This window comes from Cellulosimicrobium sp. PMB13, from assembly GCF_051294865.1.
Taxonomy (GTDB): domain Bacteria; phylum Actinomycetota; class Actinomycetes; order Actinomycetales; family Cellulomonadaceae; genus Cellulosimicrobium.
The window spans coordinates 2,720,440-2,740,626 of sequence record NZ_CP145910.1 but is presented as its reverse complement, the minus strand read 5'-3'; the positions used below and the strand labels follow the sequence as shown (position 1 = coordinate 2,740,626).

Annotated in this window: 17 protein-coding genes; 2 read left to right on the top strand and 15 right to left on the bottom strand. The window is 74.4% G+C overall.

From position 1 onward, the window contains the following. The first annotated feature begins 71 nt into the window (after positions 1 to 71). Complete coding sequence (locus V5D56_RS12285; RefSeq protein ID WP_435735611.1) at positions 72 to 530, top strand: hypothetical protein; 459 nt, start codon at positions 72 to 74, stop codon at positions 528 to 530. A gap of 19 nt (positions 531 to 549) precedes the next feature. Here V5D56_RS12285 and V5D56_RS12280 read toward each other — a convergent pair whose 3' ends face one another. The 15 genes from V5D56_RS12280 to rimP form a co-directional block, all read right to left on the bottom strand. Further along, entirely contained in the window at positions 550 to 1,056 is a 507-nt protein-coding gene (locus V5D56_RS12280; protein WP_435735610.1) for a tetratricopeptide repeat protein, read from the bottom strand. After that, the gene (gene dapB, locus V5D56_RS12275; RefSeq protein ID WP_435739020.1) at positions 1,053 to 1,808 is read right to left on the bottom strand and encodes a 4-hydroxy-tetrahydrodipicolinate reductase; all 756 of its coding nucleotides are present in this window, start codon (positions 1,806 to 1,808) and stop codon (positions 1,053 to 1,055) included. The genes V5D56_RS12280 and dapB overlap by 4 nt, the downstream gene beginning before the upstream one ends. Before the next feature lie 282 nt (positions 1,809 to 2,090). Beyond that, positions 2,091 to 3,422 (bottom strand): M16 family metallopeptidase, encoded by a 1,332-nt coding sequence (locus V5D56_RS12270; RefSeq protein ID WP_435735609.1) that lies wholly within the window; start codon positions 3,420 to 3,422, stop codon positions 2,091 to 2,093. A 1-nt stretch (position 3,423) separates the two neighbouring features. Beyond that, the gene (locus V5D56_RS12265; RefSeq protein ID WP_435735608.1) at positions 3,424 to 5,682 is read right to left on the bottom strand and encodes a polyribonucleotide nucleotidyltransferase; all 2,259 of its coding nucleotides are present in this window, start codon (positions 5,680 to 5,682) and stop codon (positions 3,424 to 3,426) included. Between the two features lie 289 nt (positions 5,683 to 5,971). Continuing rightward, a complete protein-coding gene (gene rpsO / locus V5D56_RS12260) occupies positions 5,972 to 6,241 on the bottom strand; it encodes a 30S ribosomal protein S15 (protein WP_251150682.1) in 270 nt (89 codons plus the stop codon). A gap of 245 nt (positions 6,242 to 6,486) precedes the next feature. Further along, a complete protein-coding gene (locus V5D56_RS12255) occupies positions 6,487 to 8,430 on the bottom strand; it encodes a peroxidase family protein (RefSeq protein WP_435735607.1) in 1,944 nt (647 codons plus the stop codon). A 176-nt stretch (positions 8,431 to 8,606) separates the two neighbouring features. Beyond that, positions 8,607 to 10,199: a DUF6297 family protein gene (locus tag V5D56_RS12250; protein WP_435735606.1), complete on the bottom strand. Its 1,593-nt coding sequence runs from the start codon at positions 10,197 to 10,199 to the stop codon at positions 8,607 to 8,609. Continuing rightward, a complete protein-coding gene (locus V5D56_RS12245) occupies positions 10,196 to 10,885 on the bottom strand; it encodes an ABC transporter ATP-binding protein (RefSeq protein WP_435735605.1) in 690 nt (229 codons plus the stop codon). Before V5D56_RS12245 ends, V5D56_RS12250 begins: the two co-directional genes overlap by 4 nt. 4 nt (positions 10,886 to 10,889) lie before the next feature. After that, entirely contained in the window at positions 10,890 to 11,894 is a 1,005-nt protein-coding gene (locus V5D56_RS12240; RefSeq protein ID WP_435735604.1) for a bifunctional riboflavin kinase/FAD synthetase, read from the bottom strand. A 151-nt stretch (positions 11,895 to 12,045) separates the two neighbouring features. Next, complete coding sequence (truB, locus tag V5D56_RS12235) at positions 12,046 to 13,029, bottom strand: tRNA pseudouridine(55) synthase TruB (RefSeq protein ID WP_435735603.1); 984 nt, start codon at positions 13,027 to 13,029, stop codon at positions 12,046 to 12,048. Next, complete coding sequence (rbfA, locus tag V5D56_RS12230) at positions 13,010 to 13,453, bottom strand: 30S ribosome-binding factor RbfA (protein WP_435735602.1); 444 nt, start codon at positions 13,451 to 13,453, stop codon at positions 13,010 to 13,012. Before rbfA ends, truB begins: the two co-directional genes overlap by 20 nt. Before the next feature lie 276 nt (positions 13,454 to 13,729). After that, positions 13,730 to 16,567, bottom strand: coding sequence for a translation initiation factor IF-2 (infB, locus tag V5D56_RS12225; protein ID WP_435735601.1), 2,838 nt, complete (start codon positions 16,565 to 16,567; stop codon positions 13,730 to 13,732). A gap of 162 nt (positions 16,568 to 16,729) precedes the next feature. Then, a complete protein-coding gene (locus V5D56_RS12220; RefSeq protein WP_435735600.1) occupies positions 16,730 to 17,044 on the bottom strand; it encodes a YlxR family protein in 315 nt (104 codons plus the stop codon). Positions 17,045 to 17,160: 116 nt separating this feature from the next. Then, positions 17,161 to 18,246: a transcription termination factor NusA gene (gene nusA / locus V5D56_RS12215; RefSeq protein WP_435735599.1), complete on the bottom strand. Its 1,086-nt coding sequence runs from the start codon at positions 18,244 to 18,246 to the stop codon at positions 17,161 to 17,163. A 3-nt stretch (positions 18,247 to 18,249) separates the two neighbouring features. Beyond that, positions 18,250 to 18,870 carry a ribosome maturation factor RimP gene (rimP, locus tag V5D56_RS12210; protein WP_435735598.1) on the bottom strand — a complete coding sequence of 207 codons (621 nt, stop codon included), beginning with the start codon at positions 18,868 to 18,870 and terminating at the stop codon, positions 18,250 to 18,252. 123 nt (positions 18,871 to 18,993) lie between these two features. On the opposite strand from rimP, the gene V5D56_RS12205 reads away from it, so the two are divergent. Further along, entirely contained in the window at positions 18,994 to 20,160 is a 1,167-nt protein-coding gene (locus V5D56_RS12205; protein WP_435735597.1) for a DUF4439 domain-containing protein, read from the top strand. Positions 20,161 to 20,187 lie beyond the last annotated feature (27 nt).

Sequence of the window (20,187 nt, the reverse complement as noted above, 5' to 3'; positions counted from 1 at the left end):
ACCCGCTTCGTCACACGACGGTGACACGGTCGTGACCCACGGCGTCCGACAGCCTGCGAGGATCGACCGCCATGGTCCTCCTCACCGACTACTTCGCAGCCGAGGGCGACGAGCGCGCGGCGAGCGTCGCCGTCCAGGGCCCACGCGCCGTCGACCCCGCGACGATGCGGCGCACCTTCGCGGCCGTCGAGCTCCCCGGCATCGACCCGTTCGTGGTGCTCGGCACGCTGACGAGCCTCCTCGTCCACCGGCCGTACGCGGAGGTGGTCCGCCATCCCCGGCACGGGACGCTCGTCGCGAGCGCGGGCGACGAAGGGCCGTGGGTGGTCAGCGTGTCCGAGGAGCTCGTGGCCGCGCTCGCCGCCACCACGTCGACCGCGATCGACCGGCTCGCCGTGCGGTGGTCCGCGACGGCCGAGCTCGAGGGCTCGGACCCGGAGGAACTGTCCGCCGCCCTCCACGAGCTGGCGTCGCTGTGCGTGCGCGTCGACGACACCGGGCACCGCCTGTACTGCTGGACGAGCCTCTGAGCGTCGGCCCGGGCGCCCGTCAGCGGGGGCGTGCGCGGTACAGGCGGGCGGCCGCGCGCAGCGCCTCGCGAGCACGCTTCCGGTCGCCCGAGGCGTCGTACGCGAACGCGAGGTGGTACCAGGCCTCCCAGCTCTCCGGCTGCGCCTCGACCGCCGCCCGGTACGGCTCGAACGCCTCGTCCGCCGCGGCGCGGTCGATGCGGCCTCCCGGGGAGCGCGGCAGCTCGTCGACGGGCAGCCGTCCGCCGGCGGCGAGAACGTCGGCCATCCGCTGCACGGTCCCGGCCAGGAGGAACTCCCGGCCCACGAGCCCCACGACGAGCAGCGGCAGGACGAGCACGCCCGCACCGATGGCCATCGCTGCGGGCTCCCCGGTCCGGATCAGGGCGGCGGCGCGTCCCGCGACCTGCCAGACGTAGAGCGCGAGCAGCGCGGTGACGAGCACCGCACCGACGATGGCCTTCCACGGGCGGCGCGCCCGCGGCGCGACGGGACCGCCGGGGTCGCCCGGGGACGAGGGGCTCACGCCAGGTCCAGCACGTTCTCGAGCCCGACGGTCAGGCCCGGGCGCGACACGACCTCGCGCACCGCGAGCAGCACGCCCGGCATGAACGACACGCGGTCGAACGAGTCCTGACGGATCACGAGCTGCTCCCCCGGGTTGCCGAAGAGGATCTCCTCGTGCGCCACGAGGCCGCGCAGGCGGACCGCGTGGACGCGCACGCCGTCGACGTCGGCGCCGCGGGCCTCCCAGCCGGTCTCCGTCGCGTCGGGCGCGGGCGCGACGCCCGCGTCCGCGCGGGCGGCGGCGATCGCGGCGGCGGTGTGCCGCGCGGTGCCCGACGGCGCGTCCACCTTGTCCGGGTGGTGCAGCTCGATCACCTCGGCCGACTCGAAGTAGCGCGCGGCCTTCGCCGCGAACGTCATCGCGAGGACGGCGGAGAGGCCGAAGTTCGGGGCGATGAGGACGCCCAGACCGGGTCGCCCGTCACCCGCCGCGCGGGCGAGGTGCTCGACGAGGCGGCCCCGGCTCTCGTCGGTCCAGCCCGTCGTCCCCACCACCGCGTGCACCCCGGCGTCGATGAGGGCGTGGACGTTCGCCTCCGTCGCGGACGGCACGGTGAAGTCGACCGCGACGTCCGCGCCGCCGAGCGTCGCGGCCGAGACCGTGTCGCCCGCGTCCAGCCGCGCGACGAGCTCGAGGTCGGGAGCGCCGTCGACCGCCGCGCACACGGTCGCGCCCATGCGGCCGGCGGCGCCGAGCACCGCCACCCGCAGCGCTCCTGAGGGACCCTGCCGGACGGTGCCGTGCTCCGTGGTGCTCTGCCCGGAGGTGCTCTGCCCGGAGGTGTTCTGCTCGGTGGTGTTCTGCTCGCTCACGTCCGTCACCCTATCCGGCGAGAAGACCTCGCCGGGCGGCGGTCACGACGAGCAGACGGGCCACGGTCGACCGGAGGACCACGGGCACGACGACGACGGCCGCCCCTCCCGTGCGGGAGGGGCGGCCGTGCGGTGCGTCAGCAGGGTGCCGTGCGGGTGCTGGTCCGGTGCGGACCGGGTTCAGTCGCCGAACGGGCCCACGCGCACGACGGAACGAGCGCGCGAGGCGAGCTCGCCCGCCAGCTTGCGCACGTCGTCGGCCGTGACGGACCGGATCGCGTCGAGCGACTCCTCGAGGCTCAGCAGCTCGCCGTAGACGAGCTCGGCCTTGCCGAGGCGGCTCATGCGCGAGCCCGAGTCCTCGAGACCGAGGACGAGGCCGCCCGCGAGCTGGCCGATGCTGCGGTCCAGCTCGGCGCCCGTGATGCCGTCGTCGGCGAACCGGTCCAGCTCGCCGTGCAGCAGCGCGGTCACCTCGTCGACCTTCGACGGCGCGCAGCCGGCGTAGAGGCCGAACGTGCCGATGCCGCCGTGACCCGACGCGAACGAGTACGTCGAGTACGCGAGACCGCGCTTCTCCCGGATCTCCTGGAAGAGGCGCGAGCTCATGCCACCGCCGAGGGCGGCACTGAGGACGGACAGCGTGAAACGACGGTCGTCCGTCGCGGACAGGCCGGTGCCGCCGATGACGACGTTCGCCTGCTCGACCGTGCGCCGGATCGTCAGCTCGACGCCGTCCGTCCCGACGCCCGCGAGGGCGGGGTCGTGCGGGTCGCGCCGCGCCCGGGGTGCGGCGGAGGCGTCGAGCGACCACCCGCCGTCGGTCAGTGCCTGCGCGACCTGGTCCACGAGCACGTCGTGGTCCACACCGCCCGCCGCCGCGACCACGAGGGTCTCGGGGCGGTAGTGCCACCGGTAGTGCTCCCAGACGGCGTCGCGCGGGACGGCGTTGATCGTGTCCGGCGTGCCGCCGATCGGCCGGCCGAGGGGGTGGCCGGCGAGGACGGCGGCCGCGAACTCCTCGTGGACGACGTCCGACGGGTCGTCGTCGTTCATCGCGAGCTCTTCGAGGATGACGCCGCGCTCGGTCTCGAGCTCGTCGGCGTCGAGGCGCGCGGAGGTCACCATGTCCGTGATGACGTCGACCGCCATGGGCAGGTCGGTGTCGAGCACGCGCGCGTAGTAGCACGTGTGCTCCTTGCCGGTCGCCGCGTTGGCCTCGCCGCCGACGGCGTCGAACGCCTCGGCGATGTCCATCGCGGACCGGCGCGCCGTGCCCTTGAACAGCAGGTGCTCGAGGAAGTGGGTCGAGCCGAAGTGGCCGTCGGTCTCGTCGCGCGAGCCGACGCCGACCCAGGCGCCCATCGTGGCCGAGCGCAGGCCCGGCATCGACTCGGTGAGCACCCGGACCCCGCCGGGCAGGACGCTGCGACGGATGGTCGCACCGTCCTGCCCGGCGGTCAGCTCGGCCCCGGCCGTGCCGGCCGGGACGAGCGGGAGGTCCCAGGGCACGTCAGGCGTCCGCGCCCTCGACGACGTCGCCGGCCGGGGCCGCGTCGTCGGCACCCTCCGCGGACTCCTCGACCACGGCGTGCAGCGAGAGCTTGCCGCGCGGGTCGATCTCGCCGATCTCGACCTGGACCTTCTGGCCGATGGAGAGCACGTCCTCGACGTTCTCGACGCGCTTGCCACCCACGAGCTTGCGGATCTGGCTGATGTGCAGCAGACCGTCCTTGCCCGGGGAGAGCGAGATGAACGCACCGAACGACGTGGTCTTGACGACCGTGCCGACGAAGCGCTCGCCGATCTCGGGGACGTGCGGGTTGGCGATCGCGTTGATCGCCGCGCGGGCGGCCTCGGCCGAGGGGCCGTCGGTGGCGCCGATGTAGACGGTGCCGTCGTCCTCGATGGAGATGTCCGCGCCCGTCTCCTCCTGGATCTGGTTGATCATCTTGCCCTTGGGGCCGATGACCTCGCCGATCTTGTCGACCGGCACCTTCACGGAGATGACGCGCGGGGCGTTCGGGGACATCTCGTCCGGGACGTCGATCGCCTCGGCGAGCACGTCGAGGATCGTCAGGCGCGCGTCGCGGGCCTGGGTCAGCGCGCCGCCGAGCACCGAGGCGGGGATGCCGTCGAGCTTGGTGTCGAGCTGGATGGCCGTGACGAACTCGCGCGTGCCGGCGACCTTGAAGTCCATGTCGCCGAAGGCGTCCTCGGCCCCGAGGATGTCGGTGAGCGCCGCGTAGCGGGTCTCACCGTCCACGGTGTCGGAGATGAGGCCCATCGCGATGCCCGCGACGGCCGCGCGCAGCGGCACGCCCGCGTTGAGGAGCGAGAGCGTCGAGGCGCAGACCGAGCCCATCGACGTCGACCCGTTGGAGCCGAGGGCCTCGGACACCTGACGGATCGCGTACGGGAACTCCTCGCGGCTCGGCAGCACCGGCACGAGCGCGCGCTCGGCGAGCGCGCCGTGCCCGATCTCGCGACGCTTCGGGCTGCCCACGCGGCCGGTCTCACCGGTCGAGTAGGGCGGGAAGTTGTAGTTGTGCATGTAGCGCTTGCGCGTCTCCGGACCGAGCGAGTCGATCTGCTGCTCCATGCGGAGCATGTTGAGCGTCGTGACGCCCATGATCTGGGTCTCGCCACGCTCGAACAGCGCCGAGCCGTGCACGCGCGGGAGCACCTCGACCTCGGCCGAGAGCGTGCGGATGTCCGCGAGCCCACGACCGTCGATGCGCACGCCGTCCGTGAGGACGCGCTGGCGCACGAGCTTCTTCTGCAGCGAGCGGTACGCGGCGGAGAGCTCCTTCTCGCGGCCGTCGAACCCGGCCTGGAGCTTGCCCACCATCTCGTTCTTGATCTCGTCGAGACGGTTCTCGCGGTCCTGCTTGTCCGCGATGGCGAGCGCCTCGCGCAGGTCCGCCGCGACCTCGGCCTCGACGGCCGCGAACGCGTCGTCCTGGTAGTCGAGGAAGACCGGGAACTCGCGGACCGGCTTCGCGGACTGCGCGGCGAGCGCAGCCTGCGCGTCGCACAGGGCCTTGATGAACGGCTTGGCGGCCTCGATACCCTCGGCGACGACGTCCTCGGTCGGGGCGGCCACGCCCTCGTCCTTGATGAGGCCCCACGCGTTGTCGGTGGCCTCGGCCTCGATCATGGCGATCGCGACGTCGGTCGAGCCGTCCGCCGCGACGACGTTGCGGCCGGCGACGACCATGTCGAAGACGGCGCGCTCCTTGTCGGAGTACTTGGGGAACGCGACCCACTGGCCGTCGATCAGCGCGATGCGCACCGCGCCGACCGGGCCGGAGAACGGCAGGCCGGAGATCTGCGTCGACGCCGAGGCGGCGTTGATCGCGAGCGTGTCGTACGCGTCGTCCGGGTGGATCGCGAGGACGGTGATGACGACCTGGACCTCGTTGCGCAGGCCCTTGACGAACAGGGGGCGCAGCGGGCGGTCGATGAGGCGACAGGCGAGGATCGCGTCCGTCGAGGGACGGCCCTCGCGGCGGAAGAACGAGCCGGGGATGCGGCCCGCGGCGTACATGCGCTCCTCGACGTCCACCGTCAGGGGGAAGAAGTCGAACTGCTCCTTGGGGTGCTTGCCGGCCGTCGTGGTCGACAGGAGCATGGTCTCGTCGTCGAGGTACGCGGCGACGGAGCCCGCCGCCTGACGGGCGAGGCGCCCGGTTTCGAACCGGACGGTGCGGGTGCCGAAGCGACCGTTGTCGATCGTGGCCTCGGCGAACTGGATCTCGGGACCCTCCACGGGTGCCCTCCTCTTCTCGAAGCGCCGCCCGGGTAGCCCTGTCGAGGGTTCCGGTCCGTGCCGCTCGCGCGCGTGGCGCGCAGAGGGCTCCGGTCGCGCTCGACGCTCGGCGGTCTTCGATCGAGGTCCACGGCGGTGCCCGTCCGTCGTCCGGGAGGACGACGCGCGACGGGGTCCGTGGGCCACTACCGAGGACCGAACGAGAGGCCGGCGGCGCAGTGGGTGTTCTACGGGTACATCTCACCAGACCAGCCCGGCCCCCGCAGGGGACCGGGCTGGAGAGGGTGGTTCAGCGGCGCAGACCGAGACGCTCGATCAGGCTGCGGTAGCGGTTGATGTCGACCTTCTGCAGGTAGCCGAGGAGACGGCGACGCTGGCCGACGAGGAGGAGCAGGCCACGACGGCTGTGGTGGTCGTGCTTGTGCTCCTTGAGGTGCTCGGTCAGGTCCTTGATGCGCTGCGAGAGCATCGCGATCTGGACCTCCGGCGAACCGGTGTCGCCCTCGCTCGTCGCGTACTCGGTCATGATGCGCTGCTTCGTGGCAGTGTCGAGCGGCACGGTTCTCCTTCGGGTTCGTTGCGCGGCGCGTCAGGAGGAACTTCCTGAGGCTCTCTGGATCCGCGGCCGATCAGACGGCGCATCGATCTTACCAGGTGGACGCCCTCGTCCGGTCCGGCGGCGCCCGGACCTGCGCCCGGACCTGCGCCCGGACCTGCGGCCGGGCCGGCGGCACGGACGCAGCACGACGGCGCGGCTCCCGCGAGGGAGGCCGCGCCGTCGTGCGGGGTGACGAGGTGGTCAGGTCACGGTGCGCCGTCGTGCCCGGCGGTGCCGTCGCCGCGGAACTCCCCCGCGGCGTCGGGCAGCACGCCCGCGAACCGCAGCACGTCCGGCAGCGTGAGGACGAGCGAGCCGTCCTCGAAGTGCACGCCCTGCGCGGGCGTCCAGTGGTTGCTCGCCCGGACGTACGACGTCTCGTCCTGGCGCAGCAGGTACACGAACGTCTCCGCCAGCACCCTGCTCCCCACGTCGCCGAGGAAGCTCCCGTTGCCCTGGACCTCCGCCTCCTTGAGCACGTAGTACCACAGCGGCGTGCCGCCGTGGTCACCGGTGCGCAGCGCGGCGAGCGCCCGCTTGACGTCGTCGCCGGCCCGGTCCTCGAGCTGACCGGTCGTCAGGGGCGTGACCCCGAGCGCGTTCGCGACAGCCTCGCCCGTCGGGAGCGCGAGCATGTAGCCGCGCAGGAGGTTGCGCTGGGCGAGCTGCTTCTGCAGCGCGCTCGCGGCGAGCTGCTGGGGCGTGTGCGTGGGTGGTTCGTCGGGCAGAACGCCCTCCTTGACGAGCGTCCCGAGGCTCGGGGCGAGGAACGTGTCGATCTTCTCGGCCATGCGGAACGGCGACGGGTCGCCCTTGTCCACGAACCGCGTCCACTCGATGGGCCAGTTCGACGGGAGCGCCGGGCCGCCCGACGGACCCGGGAACAGGCTGCCGCCGTTGCCCGTGAACTGGAACAGCTGGACCAGGCTCGCGTTGGCGGGCGGGGGTCCCGTGAAGTTGACGTTGAAGTCGTACGTGTCGCGGATCATCGAGTGGCCGAACCGGAACGCCGCGACGGCGAACTCGAGCGGCATCGAGATCGGGTAGCGCGGACGGAACACCGACGTGTCGCGGAGCAGGACCGCGTCGAGCACCCCGGGCTTCGTGAGCGTGCGCAGGTAGTCGTTGACGACGAGCCACTGGTAGTGCCACCGCACGAGCTGGCTCGCGCGCTCGAACACGGCGCGCTCTCCCCCGACGCGGACCCACGGCTCGAACTCGCCCACCCAGTCGACGACCGCGTTGTGGAACCGGATCATCGCGAGGTGGAACTGCGCCACGACAAGGTTCTCGTCGTTGCGCCCGTCCGGGATGAGCGGAGCGCCCTTCTCGTCGCGCGGGAGGTCGCGCTGCGCGTCGTCGCCGGGCGCGACGAGGGAGAAGGTCGGGCCGCCGGGGAACGCGACGGGCTCCGTCGCGATGCGGCCGAGACGGAGCTTGGCCGACCCGGGGACGTACGACGCCTCGCTGCGTGTGGTGCCGACTCCCGGCTCCCCCTCGAAGACCGGCCCGCTGCCGTAGAGCGAGTCCAGGTTGAGGGCGGGGTGGCGGCCGTTGTGGAGCGATCGGACGACGACCTTCGGGCCGAAGACCGCGAAGGGGGACGCGTCGACGTCGCCCAGCGCCTGGTCGCCGCCGTCGCCGGACGAGGTGTCCGGCCCGTTCGTGTTGAGCGTGATGTCGTGGTCGATGAACTGGCCCCAGTACGTGTAGACCGCCGGGACGTGCGAGTTGAGGTTGGGCGGGGGCTGCCCGGGGGTCGCGGCCGGGCGCGCCACCATGGCCGTGCCGAGGGCCGTGAGCGCCTGGACCGTGCTCGCCGTCGCGCCGTCGCCCACCGGCAGGTGGAACGCGGGGAACCGCTCGGCGAGCTCCGGGAACAGGTAGTCGAACGCGGTCGTGGAGTCGTACCGGTGCAACAGGTGGTCTCGGGCGACCGCCGCCTCCGCGGCGGGCAGGAGCGGCGCGTTCGACGACGCCGGGTCGACGTGCTCGTCGGTGGTGTCGTCGACGGCGGCCACGGTGGACCCGTGGCCGACGCTGCGCACGGTCCGGCCGATCGGGGTGGACGCCTGGTCGACCGCGTCGGGGGCGACGACGTCGACCACGTCCTCGGCGACGGTGGCCGCCGGGTTCTGCTGAGCCTCCATGGCTCTGCCTCTCTGAGAGCGGGGATGTGACGCGTGCGGGCGTGCCCGGGACTGGTGCGGGCGCCGTGACCGCGACGGGCACGCCACGCACGACGTGGCGCACCTCACACGGAGAGGGAGCGGGCGGGGGCTCGTCCGTGACACCGGGAGCAGACTGCGCGCGCGCCCTCGTCCAGCTAGCCGCGTCGTGGGGCGTGCGTCGCGATCGCGACCGCCACGCCCGCCGCGACCGCCTGCGCGACGACGAGGGCCGGCGTGACGACGCCGAGCAGCGCGGCGATCGTGAACGGCACGAGGCTCAGCAGGAGAAGGTCGGGGCCCTGGCGTGCGACCGCCGCGGCGTTCACAGGGACCGCGCCCATGGGTGTGGCGAACAGCGGGCCGGACCAGTCCGGCGCGGGACGCAGTGCGCCGCGCACCGCGCTCGCGCCGCACCCGACGCCGACGAGCGCGGCGAGCACGAGCCACCCGGTGGACCCGGTGGCCAGCACGACGGGGACGACGCCGGTGACGAGGGCGAGGACGGCGGTCGCCGCCGGGACGACGAGGCGCACCGCCCGGACCGCGCGGGCGGACAGCGGCAGGGACGCGTCCAGCGCCGGCACCATCTCGGCGTGACGTGCGCCGCCCGCGCCGAGCCCCGCCGCCCGCGCGCCCGCGACGGCGACGACGGCCGCGAGACCGGGCCCGGCCGCGAGGACGGGCACCTGGTGCGCGAGCACGAGCAGCGCGACGAGCCCCACGAGCTGCGTCCACGACGACGACGTGCGCACGAGCAGCACGACGTCGGCGGCGACGATCGCACCGCGAGGTCCTCGCACGGCACGGAACGTCCGGCCGCGCCGGGGCCGGCGCGGGCGCGCACCGGCGTCGAGCGCACGCCCGAGGTCGCGCGGGTCCATCGACAGCAGGGCCGCACCCAGCCGGTCGGACTCGCCGCTACGGGCCGCGAGGACGGGGAGGCGAAGGCGGTCGACGCGCGTCGTCCAGACCACGACCAGACCGGCCGCGAGCGCCGCGAGCGCCACCGCGAGGGCCGTCAGGGTCGTCGAGGGCCCCAGGACGGGCAGGTGCAGACCCGTGGCGACGAGCACGAGCCCGAGGACCGGGACGCATGCCACGAGCGTGTCGCCCACGAGCACCGCCGTGCGCGACCCCCGATGCTGCACGAGGCCCGTGAGAGACGCCACGACGACGGCGGCGGGCGCTCCCACGAGGGCGCCGGAGAGCACGCCGGCCGGGCCGGCGGCCGCCAGGAGCCCCGCCGCCGCCCCGCCGAGCGCGCCCGCGACGACGGCCCACCCGATCACCGCGCCCACCGACGGCAGGAGCAGCCCGCGGCGGTCGGCGGGGGCCGGAAGCCACCAGTGCACCCCGGCGGTCCCGACGCCCGCGGGGCCGAGCCGCGCCGCCGTCGAGGCCACCAGCCCGAGCAGGACGCACAGCACGAGCAGGACCACGACGCCCGGCGACGGGGGCCGTGCCCCGCCGGTCCACGGGTCGAGGTCGCCGCCCAGGGTCGCGCCGAGGGTCCAGGCCTGCTCGCTCGTCAGCGCGTCGCCCAGCGCGGACACGGTGCCACCGACGAGCACCCCGGCGAGCAGGACGGACACGACGACGTACGCGACGTCGACCAGGAGCTGGCCGGGCCCGCGCCCCGCGCGCCGCGCGTGCCAGGTCGCGACGCGCGCGGTGAGGCGGCGCAGCTCGCGGCCCGTGAGCTGCTCGTCGGGGTCCGTGCGCACCTCGGGCGCGACGGTCGTCGTCATCGGACCGCCGTGAGGACTCCGGCGAGGTCGTCGCGCGCGACGTCGGCGCACGCGTCCTCGCCCACGAGCAGCCCGCGCGCGCCGGTCCGCGCCGCGACCTCGGGGTCGTGCGTCGCGAGGAGCACGGCGACGCCGCGCGCCGCCTCCGCGGCGATCAGGTCGGCCACGAGCCGGCGCGTGCCGGGGTCGAGCCGCTGCTCGGGCTCGTCGAGCACGAGCACGTCGCGGGGCCGGACGAACGCGGTCGCGAGCAGGAGTCGCCGACGTTGGCCCGACGACAGCTCGGTGGGCGCGGCGTCCGCGCGCGACGTGATGCCGAGCATCGCCATGACCTCGTCGACGGCGCTCCCCGCCCCCGCGACACCGTGCCCGCGTGCGAGGAGCACGAGGTGCTCGCGGACGCTCAGGCCGGGGAAGTAGGCGTCGTCGTCCCCCACGCCGGCGACGCGAGCGCGGAACGCGCGCTCGCGCTCGTCGACGGGTCGCCCGAGGACCTCGACGGTGCCGCCGAGCGCGTCGAGACGGCCGAGCACGGTCTTCAGCACGGTGGACTTGCCGCTCCCGTTGGGACCGACGACGGCGAGCACCTCCCCGGGCGAGAGCCTGAGGTCGACGGGGCCGCACACGGCGACGTCCCCGTACCCCACGCGCAGGTCGCGCGCGACGACGGCCGCGTCCTGGCTCACGGCCTCACTCCCCCGGGTCGGCGGCGAGCACGGCGCGGGCGCGCGCCACGTCGTCGTGCATCTGCGCGACGAGCGGCTCGACGCCGTCGAAGCGCAGCGTCGGCCGCAGGCGGTCCACGAGCTCGAGGACGACGTCCTCGTCGTAGAGGTCGAGGTCGGTGCGGTCGAGCACGTAGGCCTCCACCCGCCGCTCGAGACCGTCGAACGTCGGGTTCGTACCGATCGAGATCGCGGCAGGCAGCCGGACGTCCGGGTGGTGCGGGTCGGCGGCGGCGAGCTGCGGGCGCTCGAGCCACCCGGCGTAGACGCCGTCCGCCGGGACCATGCCGGCGATCTCGCCGAGGTTGGCCGTCGGGAACCCCAGGTCGCGGCCGCGCGCGTCGCCGTGGACGACGGCTCCCCGCACGCGGTGGTGGCGCCCGAGGATGCGCGCCGCCTCCCGGACGTCGCCCGCCGTGAGCAGCGCGCGCACGCCCGTCGACGACCAGCGGGCGTCGTGCCCCGTGTCGCCCTCGGTGACGGGGACGCCCTGGTGCTGGCCGACGTCGTCGATCGCGACGACCTCGAACCCGTGGCGCGCACCCAGCTCGACCATCGTGGCGAGGGTGCCGGAGTTGTCCCGACCGAACCGGACGTCGTGCCCGACGACGACCGTCCCCGCGTGCAGGCCGTCGACCAGGTACGTCTGGACGAACTCCTCGGGCGTCTGGCGCGCGAAGTCGAGCGTGTACTCGACGAGCAGGACCGCGTCGAGACCGGTGGCCGCCAGCAGCTCGATCCGGTCGGCGATGCCCGTGATGAGCTCGGGCGCCTCGTCCGGCCGGTGCACGACGGCGGGGTGCGGGTGGAACGTCACCGCGACCGCCCGGGCGTCGCGCGACCGGGCGAGGTCGACGATGCGGCCGAGGACCTGTGCGTGACCGCGGTGGACGCCGTCGAAGTTGCCGAGCGTCACGACCGTCGGGCCGAACCCCGACGGGACCTGGCTCAGGGCCGTCCACAGGTGCACGTGCGAGCTCCTCGGGTGTCTAGGGGTCGGTCGTCGGGCCGGCGGCGGCGACGCGCTGCCGGACGGCGGGTGTCGCGCGGGTCAAGCCTGCCACGACGGGGACGGGCCGTCGTGACCGCACGACCTCTGCGGGCCCCTCGTGTGGTCCAGGTCACGCGGGGGCGAGCACGAGGACGGGCCGCGCGAGGTCGGCACCGCCGCGGCGGGTGTCCTCGACGAGCGCGACGAGCGTGCCGTCGGGCGCCATCGCGGCCGTCGTGCCGGCCGCGCCCGACGCCGCGACCCACTGACCGTAGGACAGCGCGACGGCCTCCGCGTCGGTGAGGTCGCGCACGGGGAACGTCGCGCGCGCCGCGTCGGCGAGCGGGAGCGTGGCCAGGACCCCGTCCTGGTCGGCCTGCGCCTCGGCCTCCTCGAGGGTCACGGCCACGTCGAGGTCGTACCCGCCGACCCGTGTGCGCCGCAGAGCGGTCAGGTGCCCCCCGACGCCGAGAGCCGCCCCGAGGTCCCGCGCGAGCGCGCGGACGTACGTGCCGGACGAGCACACGACGGTCACGTCGAGGTCGAGGGCCGCGGGGGCGTCGTCGGGCACGCCGGCGGTGCCGGGCGCGACGACGCGCACGTCGTGCACGTCGAACCGCGACACGGTCACCGGTCGGGCCGCGAGCTCGACCTGCTCGCCCGCGCGGACGAGCGCGTACGCGCGCTTCCCGTCCACCTTGATCGCGCTCACGGCGCTCGGCGCCTGGAGGATGTCGCCCGTGAGGCGCGCCACCTCCGCGTCGAGGTCCGCCCGCGCGACGCCGGACGCGTCGACCCGGGCGACGACCTCGCCCTCGGCGTCGTCGGTCGTCGTCGTCACGCCGAGGCGCACGGTCGCCCGGTACTCCTTGTCGGCGCCCACGACGTACGTCAGCAGCTTCGTCGCCCGTCCGACGCCGAGCACGAGCACCCCGGTCGCCATCGGGTCGAGCGTCCCGGCGTGCCCGACCTTGCGCGTCCCGGCGAGCCGCCGCACGCGCCCGACGACGTCGTGGCTCGTCCACCCGGACGGCTTGTCGACGACGAGCAGCCCGTCGGGCGCGGTCGGGCGCCGCGGCGGTGACGCGGGGCGGTCAGTCCTCGGCGCGCTCATCGCCCTGCTCGGGCGTGCGGTACGGGTCCTCGTCGCCCGCGAAGGACTTGCCCTCGCGCAGCGCAGCGAGCTCGGCGTCGCGCCGCCGGGCCTCGATGAGCGCGGCGTCGAGGTGCGCCGCCGTCTCGGGCACGGAGTCCAGGTGGAACTCGAGCGTCGGCGTGAGACGGATGCCCGTCTGCTTGCCGACCTCGGACCGGATGATCCCCTTGGCGCTCTCCAGCGCAGCGGCGGTGCCCTCCCGCTCCTCGTCGCTGCCGTAGACCGTGTAGAACACCGAGGCGTTCTGCAGGTCGCCGGTCACGCGCACGTCCGTGACGGTGACGAACCCGAGCCGCGGGTCCTTGATCCGCGTGTCGAGCATCTGCGCGACGATGACCTTGATCCGGTCGGCGAGCTTCCTCGCCCGAGGGTGGTCGACCATGACTTTCTTCCTTTCATGCCGGGCGGGGCCGGCTCGATGACGTGACGACCGTACGTCGCCTCGTGGACGCCGGCCGAGCGGGGGCGCACGCAGAGGACCGGGGCGCAGCAGGGCGGCGGCGGGTCGTGGTGGGTCTGGCGGGAGCCCGCGAGGGACGAGCGGGCGGATGGTAGACCCGGCGCCGCCCTGCGGAGTCACGGTCCGGAGGTGAGCCCGACCCGGAGGTACGCCCGGGGGCGGCCACGAAACGTGACCGCCCCCGAGCACCGACGAACGTCAGGAACGCGGCTTCTCCCGCATCTCGAACGTCTCGATCGTGTCGCCGATCTGCAGGTCGTTGAACGACCCGAGCCCGATGCCGCACTCGTAGCCCTCGCGGACCTCGGTCGCGTCGTCCTTGAACCGCTTGAGCGACTCGACCGTGAGGTTGTCCCCCACGACCTTGCCGTCGCGCAGGACGCGCGCCTTGGCGTTGCGGCGGATCTCGCCGGACCGGACGATCGTCCCGGCGATGTTGCCGAACTTGGAGGAGCGGAAGATCTCGCGGATCTCCGCGGCGCCCAGCTGGGCCTCCTCGTACTCCGGCTTGAGCATGCCCTTGAGCGCTGCTTCCACATCCTCGATCGCCTGGTAGATGATCGAGTAGAAGCGGACGTCGACGCCCTCGCGCTCGGCCAGGTCCTCGACGCGCTCGCCGAACTTCACGTTGAAGCCGATGATGATCGCGTTGTCGACCGTCGCGAGGTTGACGTCGTTCTGCGTGATGGCACCCACACCGCGGTGGATGACGCGCAGCTCGACCTCCTCGCCGACGTCGATCTTGAGCAGCGCGTCCTCGAGGGCCTCGACGGCACCGGACACGTCGCCCTTGAGGACGAGGTTGAGGGTCTCGACCTTGCCCTGCTGGAGCGCCTGCGTGAAGTCCTCGAGGCTGATGCGCTTGCGGCGCTTGGCCAGGAGGGCGGCACGCTCGGCGGCCTCGCGCTTCTCGGCGATCTGGCGAGCGGTCCGCTCGTCGGGCGCCACGAGGAACGTGTCGCCCGCGCTCGGCACGGACGCGAGACCCAGCACGAGGACCGGACGGGCGGGGCCCGCCTCGGTCACGGCGTTGCCGTGCTCGTCGAACATCGCGCGGACGCGGCCGTGGGCCGTGCCGGCGACGATCGCGTCACCGACGTGCAGCGTGCCGGACTGGACGAGGACGGTCGCGACGGCGCCGCGGCCCTTGTCCAGGTTGGCCTCGATGGCGACACCGCGCGCGTCCTTGTCGGGGTTGGCGCGCAGGTCGAGCGAGGCGTCGGCCGTGAGCAGGACGGCCTCGAGGAGGTCGTCGATGCCCATGTTCTGCTTCGCGGAGACGTCGACGAACATCGTGTCGCCGCCGTACTCCTCGGCCACCAGGTTGTACTCGGTGAGCTGCTGGCGGATCTTGGCGGGGTTGGCCCCCTCCTTGTCCACCTTGTTCACCGCGACGACGATCGGGACGTTCGCCGCCTGGGCGTGGTTGAGCGCCTCGATGGTCTGCGGCATGACGCCGTCGTCGGCGGCCACGACGAGGATCGCGATGTCCGTCACCTGGGCACCACGGGCACGCATGGCGGTGAACGCCTCGTGACCCGGGGTGTCGATGAAGGTGATGGCGCGGTCGTTGCCCTCGTGCACGTGGCGCACCTGGTACGCACCGATGTGCTGCGTGATGCCACCGGCCTCGCCCGCGACGACGTCCGTCTGGCGGATCGCGTCGAGGAGCTTGGTCTTTCCGTGGTCGACGTGGCCCATGACGGTGACGACCGGCGGGCGGGCCGCCAGCTCGTCGTCGCCCTCGGCCTCGAGCTCGGCGTCCAGGTCGATGTCGAAGGACCCGAGCAGCTCGCGGTCCTCCTCCTCGGCCGACACCATCTCGATGACGTAGCCGAGCTCGACCGCCAGGGTGCCGAACGTGTCCTCGTCGAGCGACTGCGTCGCGGTCGCCATCTCACCGAGGTGGAACAGCACCGTGACGAGGCTCGCCGGGTTCGCGTCGATCTTGTCGGCGAAGTCGTTCAGGGACGAGCCGTGCCGCAGGCGGACGACCGTCTTGCCGTTGCCGCGGGGAACCTGCACGCCGCCGAGCGACGGCGCCTGCATCTGCTCGAACTCCTGGCGCTTCGCCCGCTTCGACTTGCGTCCACGGACGGGGCGTCCGCCGGCGCGACCGAAAGCACCCTGGGTCGACCCACGGCCAGCGCCGCCGGGACGACCGCCGCCACCGGGACGACCGGCGAAACCGCCGCCGGCGCCGGGGGCACCGCCGCCGCCACCGGGACGACCGCCGAAGCCACCGCGGCCTCCGCCGCCGCCACCACCGCCGGGACGACCACCGGGAGCAGGACGCTCACCGGGACGGCCGACCGAGGTGCGGCCCGGCATCATGCCGGGGTTGGGACGCGGCCCGCCGGGACGCGGCGCGGGACGAGGACCACCGGGACGGGGACCGCCCGGGCGCTCGCCGCCGCCGGCCGGGGCACCGGCGTCGGAACGCTCCGGCCGGCTGCCCGGACGGGGCATGCCCTGGCTGGGCGCGAACGGGTTGTTGCCCGGGCGCGGGGCGCCGGGACGGGGACCGCCCTGGCGCGGCATGCCCTGGCTGGGCGCGAACGGGTTGTTGCCCGGGCGCGAGGCGCCGGGCCGTGCGCCCGGACGCGGCGCGGGCGTGTTGGAGCCGCCAGCCGGCTTGGGCGAGGCGGTCGGCTTCTGCGCGGGGGCAGGTGCAGGGGCCGGCGCGGGCGCCGGACGCTCTGCGGGTGCCGGTGCCGCCTTGGCCGCGGGGGCCTGCGGCGCGGGCGCCGTGGTCTCGGCGGCCGGGGCCTCCGTGGCCGGACGCGGCTCCGCCTTCGGGGCGGGCTTCGGCGCTGCCGGCTTCGACGCCGCTGCGGGCGCCGGGCGGGCGGCCGCAGGACGGCTCGGCGCTGCTCCCCCGGCGGGGAAGGCGTCGCGCAGCTTGCGGACCACCGGTGGCTCGATGGTCGAGGATGCCGAGCGGACGAACTCACCGAGCTCCGTCAGCTTGGTCATGATGGTCTTGCTCTCCACCCCGAGCTCCTTCGCGAGCTCGTAGACGCGGACCTTTGCCACAACTCTCCTGTCTCGGCCCGCCCCGGACAGGGAGGACCGTCGTTAGTGCTGGGTGCTCATCGCTGGGTACTCATCGGGTGCCCATCGGCTTCTAACCCGCTTCCTTGTCGACGTGTCGTGCAGTGCGGCCGTGCGTGCGGCCACAGGGTGACCCGGCCCGGATCATCCGGGGTCCTGGTCGTGACGCGCGGTGTGCCCGCCCTCCTGCTGGGCCTCGACGACGGCGCGGACCGCGGCGAGGTCGAACGGGCCTGCGTGTCGCAGGGCCCGCGGGACGGCCCGCCGGCGTTCCGCCGCCTCGAGGCACCGCGTCGTCGCGTGGAGCCACGCGCCGCGCCCTGGGAGCGACCGCCCGACGTCGACCGCGAGCCGGGGCTCGTCGGTGCTCGTGCCGGACCGGTCGACGACCAGACGGAGGAGGACGGATCTCAGGTCGCGCTTCCGGCACCCGACGCACGTACGGAACGGACCCTGCACCGGTTCTCCGGTGGTCGGGGGGTGATCCGTGGGCACGGTCGAGGCGCGGGCACGCGGCCCGGTCGAGGACAGTCTAGCGCGCTGCCCCGCGGTACGTGACCGAGGCACCGTGCGCGCTACCGCTCCGCGGGCTCTCGACCCGCGGCCGGGGCATCGCCGGAGGAGGAGCTCCGGTCGCCCGGCGTCGCGCCCTCGCCGCCCTCGTCGGAGCGGATGTCGATGCGCCACCCGGTGAGCTTCGCGGCGAGCCGGGCGTTCTGCCCCTCCTTGCCGATCGCGAGGGAGAGCTGGAAGTCCGGGACCACCACACGCGCGGCGCGCGCCTCCGCGTCGACGATCGTGACGGACGACACACGGGCCGGCGAGAGGGCGTTCGCGACGAGACGAGCAGGGTCGTCGCTGTGGTCGACGATGTCGATCTTCTCGCCGTGCAGCTCGGCCATGACCGCGCGGACGCGCGAGCCCATGGGGCCGATGCACGCGCCCTTGGCGCCGAGGCCCGGGACCGTCGAGCGGACCGCGACCTTGGACCGGTGGCCCGCCTCGCGGGCGATGGCCGTGATCTCCACGGAACCGTCCGCGACCTCGGGGACCTCGAGCTCGAAGAGCTTGCGCACGAGGTTCGGGTGCGTGCGGCTCAACGTGATCTGCGCACCCTTCATTCCCCGCGCGACCTCGAGGACGTACGCGCGCAGGCGCTCGCCGTGCACGTACTCCTCGGTCGGGACCTGCTCGTGCGGGGGCAGGACCGCCTCGGTCCCGCCGACGTCGACGAGCACGACGCGCGGGTCGCGGCCCTGCTGGATGACCCCGGCGAGGACCTCGCCCTCCTTGCCGCGGAACGTGCCGAGGATCTGGTCGTCCTCCGCGTCCCGCAGGCGCTGCACGATCACCTGGCGCGCGGTGGACGTCGCGATGCGGCCGAAGTCCGCCGGCGTGTGGTCGAACTCCGGGCCGTGCTCGACGGGGCCGCGCGGCGCGCCCTCGTCGTCGTCGTCCGACGGCGGCGCCGGCAGCTCCTCGCGGGCCCATACCGTCACGTGACCGCTCTTGCGGTCGAGCTCGACGCGCGCCCGGGCGTACGCGTCGGGCGTGCGGTGGTACGCGGACAGGAGGGCCTGCTCGATCGCGGCGACGAGGACGTCGAGGCTGATGTCCTTCTCGCGCTCCAGCAGCCGCAGCGCGCTCATGTCGATGTCCATCGATCAGACCTCCTCGTCGTGGGGACCGCGGCCCGCGGTCTCGTCGTCGGCATCCGCCGTGTCGTCGGCGTCGAGCTCCGGCAGGTCGGCCTCGAGCGCACGCTTCAGCTCGACCTGGACCTGCCCGCGCGCGACGTCCCCGAGGGGGACGACGCGGTCGGTCGTCGCGCCGCGCGGACCGGCGACGTCGAGGTGCAGCCCCGCGTCGTCGACGGCCCGGAGCCGCCCCTCGACGGACCCCCCGTCGGTCAGCACGAGCCGTACCAGCCGGCCGCGGGCACGCAGGTAGTGCCGGCGCTCGGTCAGCGGCCGGTCGGTGCCGGGCGTCGAGACCTCGAGCGTGTAGGCGCCGGGGAGCGCGTCCAGCTCGTCGAGCGCTGCGGAGATCGGGCGCGTCGCCTCGGCCACCGCGTCGAGGTCGAGGCTGCCCTGCGCGTCCTCGGGGAGGTCGAGGACCACCCGGACCACGGACCGCGCACCGGCGCGGGAGACCGTGACGTCCTCGAGGTAGAGCCCTGCCTCGCTCACCACCGGCTCGAGTCCCCGCCGCACGCTCTCCCGGAGCGCGTCACCGCCGCTGCCGCCGGTCTGCCCAGCGGCCTGTCGGCCCGCCTGCCCTGCCATCACTCAGCTCCTGTCCGCTCCCACGCCGGGCACGGATACGACCGGTGTGTTGTTGTGCTGTCTTGCTCGACCAGGGTCCAGCGTAACGACTCGCGCACCCGGAACATGACATCATCGCCCCCGATGACACCCGACGCCACCGCTGCCCGCCCCTCTCCCGGAGCCTCCGGGCGGGTCGCCCCGCGCAGCCCTCGGCCCGTCGCGCCCGACCGTCGACGACTGCCGGTGCTCGCGGCCCTCGCCCTCGTGGCCTCGTTGCTCGTCGCGGGGTGCGGTGTGCGGCTCGAGACCCCGGAGCCGACCGAGCCCAGCCCCGACGTGCACGAGGTCGTCCGCCGGACCGCCGTCGACGACGCGCTCGCCGTCGAGGAGCTCGCGGCGTCCGTCGCACCGACCGTCACCGACCCGACCGCGCTCGCGGCCCTCGACGAGGCGCGCCGCTTCGCCGAGCAGCACGTGCAGGCGCTCGGCGGCGTGTACGACTCGGGCCTCCCCGAGCCCACGGCGACCGACGACGGCGACCCCCCCGGACCGGTCGAGGTCACCACCTCGCCGGCGGTCGGGGACCCGGGCGACGGAGCCGCCGGGGCCGACGACGCAGGAAGCGCTGAGGACGGCGGGGGTGCCGACACCGACGAGGGGACGCCCGACGCCGTCGCCACGCCCACCACGGACGACGTCGTGACGGCGCTCGTGGGGGCGGCGCAGCGCACGCGCGCCTCCGCGGACCTGACCGACGACCCGGAGCTCGCCCGCCTCCTCGCGTCGGTCGCGACGTCGGAGCACGTCTCGGCGCGACGCCTCGCCGCCGCGACGGGCTCCGCGGCCGCGGCGGACCTGGACGTCGCGGTCGCCCCCGTCGAGGACGCCCCGTCGGGCGTCGGCGCCGCGGACCTCGCGACGCTCGTCGCCGCCGAGGACGCGGCCGGGTACGCGCTCGAGGTGCGCGGCGCCCAGGTCGACGGCGAGGTCCGCACCACGGCCGTGGCCCGCGCCGCGCAGCACCGCGCGCGAGCACAGGCGTGGGCGCTCGCGGCAGGCACCGACGGCACGGACCAGGACCCGCGCCGCACGGCCTACGCCCTGCCCGACGGCGAGGACGTCACCACGCTCGCCCGACGGCTAGAGACCGAGCTCACGGCGTCCTACGCGTCGCTCGTCGCGACCGCCGCCCCTGAGTCCCGGGGCGACGCGCTCGCGCTGCTCACCGACTCGTGGCTCGCCGCGCTCTCCTGGGGCGCGTCGCCCGTGGCGTTCCCCGGGATGCCGGAGCAGCAGCCCGCCTCCTGACGGGCCCTGCTCCGGCGTCCCCGGCGC

Bases quoted from the DNA above. Each gene is read 5' to 3' on its own strand.
- V5D56_RS12250 (WP_435735606.1), bottom strand. From the start codon at position 10,199: ATGACGACGACCGTCGCGCCCGAGGTGCGCACGGACCCCGACGAGCAG.
- V5D56_RS12285 (WP_435735611.1), top strand. From the start codon at position 72: ATGGTCCTCCTCACCGACTACTTCGCAGCCGAGGGCGACGAGCGCGCG.
- V5D56_RS12255 (WP_435735607.1), bottom strand. From the start codon at position 8,430: ATGGAGGCTCAGCAGAACCCGGCGGCCACCGTCGCCGAGGACGTGGTC.
- V5D56_RS12205 (WP_435735597.1), top strand. From the start codon at position 18,994: ATGACACCCGACGCCACCGCTGCCCGCCCCTCTCCCGGAGCCTCCGGG.
- rbfA (WP_435735602.1), bottom strand. From the start codon at position 13,453: ATGGTCGACCACCCTCGGGCGAGGAAGCTCGCCGACCGGATCAAGGTC.
- rimP (WP_435735598.1), bottom strand. From the start codon at position 18,870: ATGGCAGGGCAGGCGGGCCGACAGGCCGCTGGGCAGACCGGCGGCAGC.
- nusA (WP_435735599.1), bottom strand. From the start codon at position 18,246: ATGGACATCGACATGAGCGCGCTGCGGCTGCTGGAGCGCGAGAAGGAC.
- truB (WP_435735603.1), bottom strand. From the start codon at position 13,029: ATGAGCGCGCCGAGGACTGACCGCCCCGCGTCACCGCCGCGGCGCCCG.